Origin of the sequence: Dietzia sp. SLG310A2-38A2, assembly GCF_014145095.1 — a bacterium.
Classification (GTDB): domain Bacteria; phylum Actinomycetota; class Actinomycetes; order Mycobacteriales; family Mycobacteriaceae; genus Dietzia.
The window spans coordinates 1-4,395 of the sequence record NZ_JAALDX010000077.1; the positions used below are offsets into that span (position 1 = coordinate 1).

Consider the following 4,395-nt stretch of genomic DNA (forward strand, 5'->3'; position numbering starts at 1 on the left):
GGGCACGCCGACGGCCGGGGCGACGTCACCGGGGGGCGCGCCGAAGGACGGGGAGAAGCGAGCGACGACGACGAGGTCACCGGACACCGCAGTGGGCGGAGACAGGACGAGCGCGACGGCCGCGACCCCGGAGAGTGCCGGCGGCACCCCTGACGGCGCCGGCGAGAAGGGCGATTCCCCAGGCCGCGAGCCGAGGTCCTGACCCCGCTTCCCCCCGCGTCCCCCCATCGGGTGTGTTGAGAAACACGGCAGCAGGTATGTGACTACGCTCACAGAAACCGGTCCGGTCGTTTCCGCCGTGTCGACTCCGGCCGCCGTGAACACATATCCCGAGAGAGAGCCGCTGATGACCGATCACGACCACGCCCAGACCTACGCCCCCGACCCCGACTTCACCGCACAGGCCAACGCGCAGGCCGACCTCTACGACGTCGCCGCCTCGGACCGACTCGCGTTCTGGGACGAGCAGGCACGGCGTCTGGACTGGTCGACCCAGTGGTCCGAGGTCCTCGACTGGTCCGACGCCCCGGTCGCCAAGTGGTTCGTGGGCGGCACACTCAACGTGGCCCACAACTGCGTGGACCGCCACGTCGAGGCCGGCAACGGCGACCGGGTGGCCATCCACTGGATCGGCGAGCCGGAGGACGACGCCCGCGACATCACCTACGCCGAGCTCAAGGACGAGGTCAGCCGCGCCGCCAACTACCTCACCTCCCTCGGGTTGGTCGCCGGCGACCGGGTGGCCATCTACATGCCGCTGCTGCCCGAGGTCTACATCGCGATGCTGGCGTGCGCCCGCCTCGGACTGACCCACTCCGTCGTCTTTGCCGGCTTCTCCCCCGCCGCCCTGCGCTCCCGCATCGACGATGCCGAGGCCAAACTGGTGATCACCGCCGACGGTCAGTTCCGTCGAGGCAAGCCGGCGCCGCTGAAGGCCGGTGTCGACGACGCGCTGGCCGGGAGCCTCGAGGGCGTCGACGGGCACGCGAAGTCCGTGCAGAACGTCCTGGTCGTGCGCCGCACCGGCCTGGACGTCGAGTGGACGGAGGGCCGAGACGTCTGGTGGGACGAGGTGGTCCCGCAGCAGTCCACCGAGCACACGCCGGAGGCCTTCGACTCCGAGCACCCGCTGTTCCTGCTCTACACCTCCGGGACCACGGGCAAGCCCAAGGGGATCGTCCACACCTCCGGTGGCTACCTCACCCAGGCGTCCTACACCCACCACAACGTGTTCGACCACAAGCCCGGCCAGGACGTCTACTGGTGCACCGCGGATGTCGGCTGGGTCACCGGCCACACGTACGGCGTGTACGCCCCGCTCTCGAACGGCGCCGAGTGCATCGTCTACGAGGGCACCCCCAACTCGCCGGACGAGCACCGCCACTTCCAGATCATCGAGAAGTACGGCGTCACCATCTACTACTCGGCGCCGACCCTCGTGCGGACCTTCATGAAGTGGGGCGCCGAGATCCCGGCCGCCCACGACCTGTCCTCGATCCGCCTGCTCGGCTCCGTCGGTGAGCCGATCAACCCGGAGGCGTGGCGCTGGTACCGCGACAACCTCGGTGGCGGCAAGGCCCCCATCGTGGACACGTGGTGGCAGACCGAGACCGGCGCGATCATGATCTCCCCGCTGCCGGGCGTGACGGAGACCAAACCCGGTTCGGCCATGCGGCCGCTCCCCGGCATCGACGTGGCCATCGTGGACAGCGATGCCAAGGAGGTCGCCGCCGAGGAGCAGGGCTTCCTGGTGCTCACCGAGCCGTGGCCGGCAATGCTCCGCGGCATCTGGGGCGACATGGATCGCTACCGCGACACCTACTGGTCCCGGTTCGCCGAGGAGGGGTACTACTTCGCCGGTGACGGCGCCAAGTGGGACGCCGACGGCGCACTGTGGGTGCTCGGCCGCGTCGACGACGTCATGAACATCTCCGGCCACCGCATCTCCACCTCCGAGGTCGAGTCCGCCCTCGTGGGTCACCGCGCGGTCGCCGAGGCGGCGGTGGTCGGCGCCAACGACGAGACCACCGGTCAGGCGATCGTCGCGTACGTGATCCTGCGCGGCAACGTCGACGCCGAGGAGGACCGCCAGAAGCTCATCGACGAGCTCCGGGCCGAGGTGTCGCGGGAGATCTCCCCGATCGCCAAGCCTCGCGACATCACGATCGTGCCCGAGCTGCCCAAGACGCGGTCCGGGAAGATCATGCGGCGCCTGCTCAAGGACATGGCCGAGGGCCGCGACGGCGGGGACACCTCGACGCTGTCGGATCCGACCATCATGGAGCAGATCAGGGAGAAGGGCACGCGCGGCTGACCGGGTAGCGGGTGAAGGCAGCCACGTGTCGTGGCACGATGGACGACGGTGCATCCGTCGCCTGACAATGGAGGAACAACCGTGAGCCACGCCCAGGGAACCCACTCGCCGACCGAGGCATCGATCCCTCTGCACGACGCGGATTCGATCGGTCGTGGCGACGCCAGCATCGGAACCCTGGTCAAGAACGCCACGACGCAGATGTCCACGCTCGTCCGAGCGGAGATCGAGCTCGCGAAGACCGAGGTCACCGAGCAGGTCAAGAAGGCGGCCACCGGGTCGGGCTTCTTCGTCGCGGCGCTCGTGTTGCTCCTCATGTCCTTCTTCCCGTTCGTCTTCATGTGGGCCAAGCTCATCTCGCTGTGGTTCGGCACCAAGACGTGGGATTGGATCGGGTTCCTCATCGTGTTCGTGGTGCTGGTGCTGCTGGCGGCGGTGTGCGGGCTGCTGGGCTACCGCAAGATCAAGAAGATCCGTAAGCCCCAGCGCACCATCGACTCGGTGTCCGACCTCAAGCTGGCCATGCCCACGGGCGCCGAGCCGCGGCCCGGGACGGTACGGGTCACCGAGACGCCCCAGCCCGCCACGCGCAGCTGAAGACTCCCGCACACCGGCCGCCCGACCCGTCGATCGTCAGGATCGACGGGTCGTGGCGGCATCGTGACGTCTCGGCCAACGGCATCCGTCTGCACGTCGCCGAGGCCCTCCCGCCCGACACCGTCCCCGGTGAGCTCCCTCCGCTGGTGCTGATGATCCACGGCCTGGGCGGCATCTGGTGGACCATGCGGGCCCCCGTCGTCGCGCTGGCCGAGGCCGGTTTCCACGCCGTCGCGGTGGACCTGCGCGGTCACGGGGACTCCGACAAACCACCGCGCGGCTACGACGGGTGGACGCTGGCCTCCGACATCACGCACCTCATCCGCGCGCTCGGTCACTCCTCCGCGGTGCTCGTGGGGCAGGGCGAGGGCGGATTCGTGGCCTGGACCGCCGCGTACCGGCGGCCGCGCGCTGTGCGGGGCCTCGTCGTCGTGGGCTCTCCCCACCCCCTGGCCACCCGCCACGCCGCACTCCGCGATCGCGCCCAGCGCCGCGCCCTGGTCCCCCGTCTCCTGGCGGACCAGGCTCCCCGACTCCCCGAACGACGGCTCACCGCTGACAGCGCGGCGTCGGTGGAGGCGATGCTCAGAGCACGCTGCGGACCGACATGGCCGGACACCGACGACTTCCGGGAGACCGCCGCGCTGCTCAGGCGGGCCATGCTCATCCCCAAGGTCGCGCACCTGTCCCTGGAGTCCCGCCGCTGGATGGTCCGCAGCCAGCTCCGTCCGGACGGTCGAGATTTCCGGCGCACCGTCTCCGGCGTCCTCGATCAACCGGTGCTGGGGATCAGCGGCGCGGAGGACCGGTTCATCCTGCCGTCGACGGTCAGCGCATCGACGGCATGGGCCAGGGACTTCCGCACCGAACAGGTCCCGGACGCGGGGCACTACCCGGCGATGGAGCACCCCCTCGCGACCTCCCGACTGATCGTGGACTTCGCACACCGGGTCAACGGGCTCTGACCGCCCGGCCACTCCCCGCTGGAACCAGATCCATCCACGCGGGTCGTCGTCACCCCCTTGCGGCTTGCGCGTCGAGCGTCCGCTCAGCGGGCCCCGACGCAGCTTCCGGTGGAGACGGGCTCCAGCGAGTCGACCGCCCGCTCGAGCTGCGGCAGCACCTGCTCGACGGTGAGCGCGTACCCCGTGTCGGCGGCGTCCATCGCGGCTCCGAACACCACGCCCACGACCTGCCCCTGCGGAGTGATCAGCGGTCCACCGGAGTTGCCCTCCCGCACCGACCCGCGCAGGATGTACACCTCACGCTCGACGGTCGCCTCTCGGTAGATGTCCGGACCGCGGAGGGTCACCCGCTCCCGGATGCGTGCGGAGTCCGGCCGGTAGGGGCCGTTGCCGGGGTAACCCACGACGATGGCGTCGTCGCCGCTGCGGCCCCGGCGGTCGGCGAAGGGCAGGACCGGGGCCTGCAGGCCCGGCACGCGCAGGACGGCCACGTCGACGCCCGGGTCGTAGACCACCACG

The 4,395-nt window shown here is 70.3% G+C and carries 4 protein-coding genes; 3 read left to right on the forward strand and 1 reads right to left on the reverse strand.

All coding sequences use genetic code 11. The features are described from left to right. Positions 1-346 precede the first annotated feature (346 nt). From acs to G6027_RS03205, 3 genes are all read left to right on the forward strand, one after another. Entirely contained in the window at positions 347-2,314 is a 1,968-nt protein-coding gene (gene acs / locus G6027_RS03195; protein ID WP_182635348.1) for an acetate--CoA ligase, read from the forward strand. Positions 2,315-2,395: 81 nt separating this feature from the next. Beyond that, positions 2,396-2,911, forward strand: coding sequence for a phage holin family protein (locus G6027_RS03200; RefSeq protein ID WP_182635350.1), 516 nt, complete (start codon positions 2,396-2,398; stop codon positions 2,909-2,911). 152 nt (positions 2,912-3,063) lie between these two features. Further along, positions 3,064-3,876: an alpha/beta hydrolase gene (locus tag G6027_RS03205; protein ID WP_187702545.1), complete on the forward strand. Its 813-nt coding sequence runs from the start codon at positions 3,064-3,066 to the stop codon at positions 3,874-3,876. Between the two features lie 83 nt (positions 3,877-3,959). Here the strand turns inward: G6027_RS03205 and G6027_RS03210 are convergent. Beyond that, positions 3,960-4,395 (reverse strand): trypsin-like peptidase domain-containing protein (locus G6027_RS03210; protein WP_182635354.1); only part of this gene is annotated, 436 nt, incomplete at its 5' end.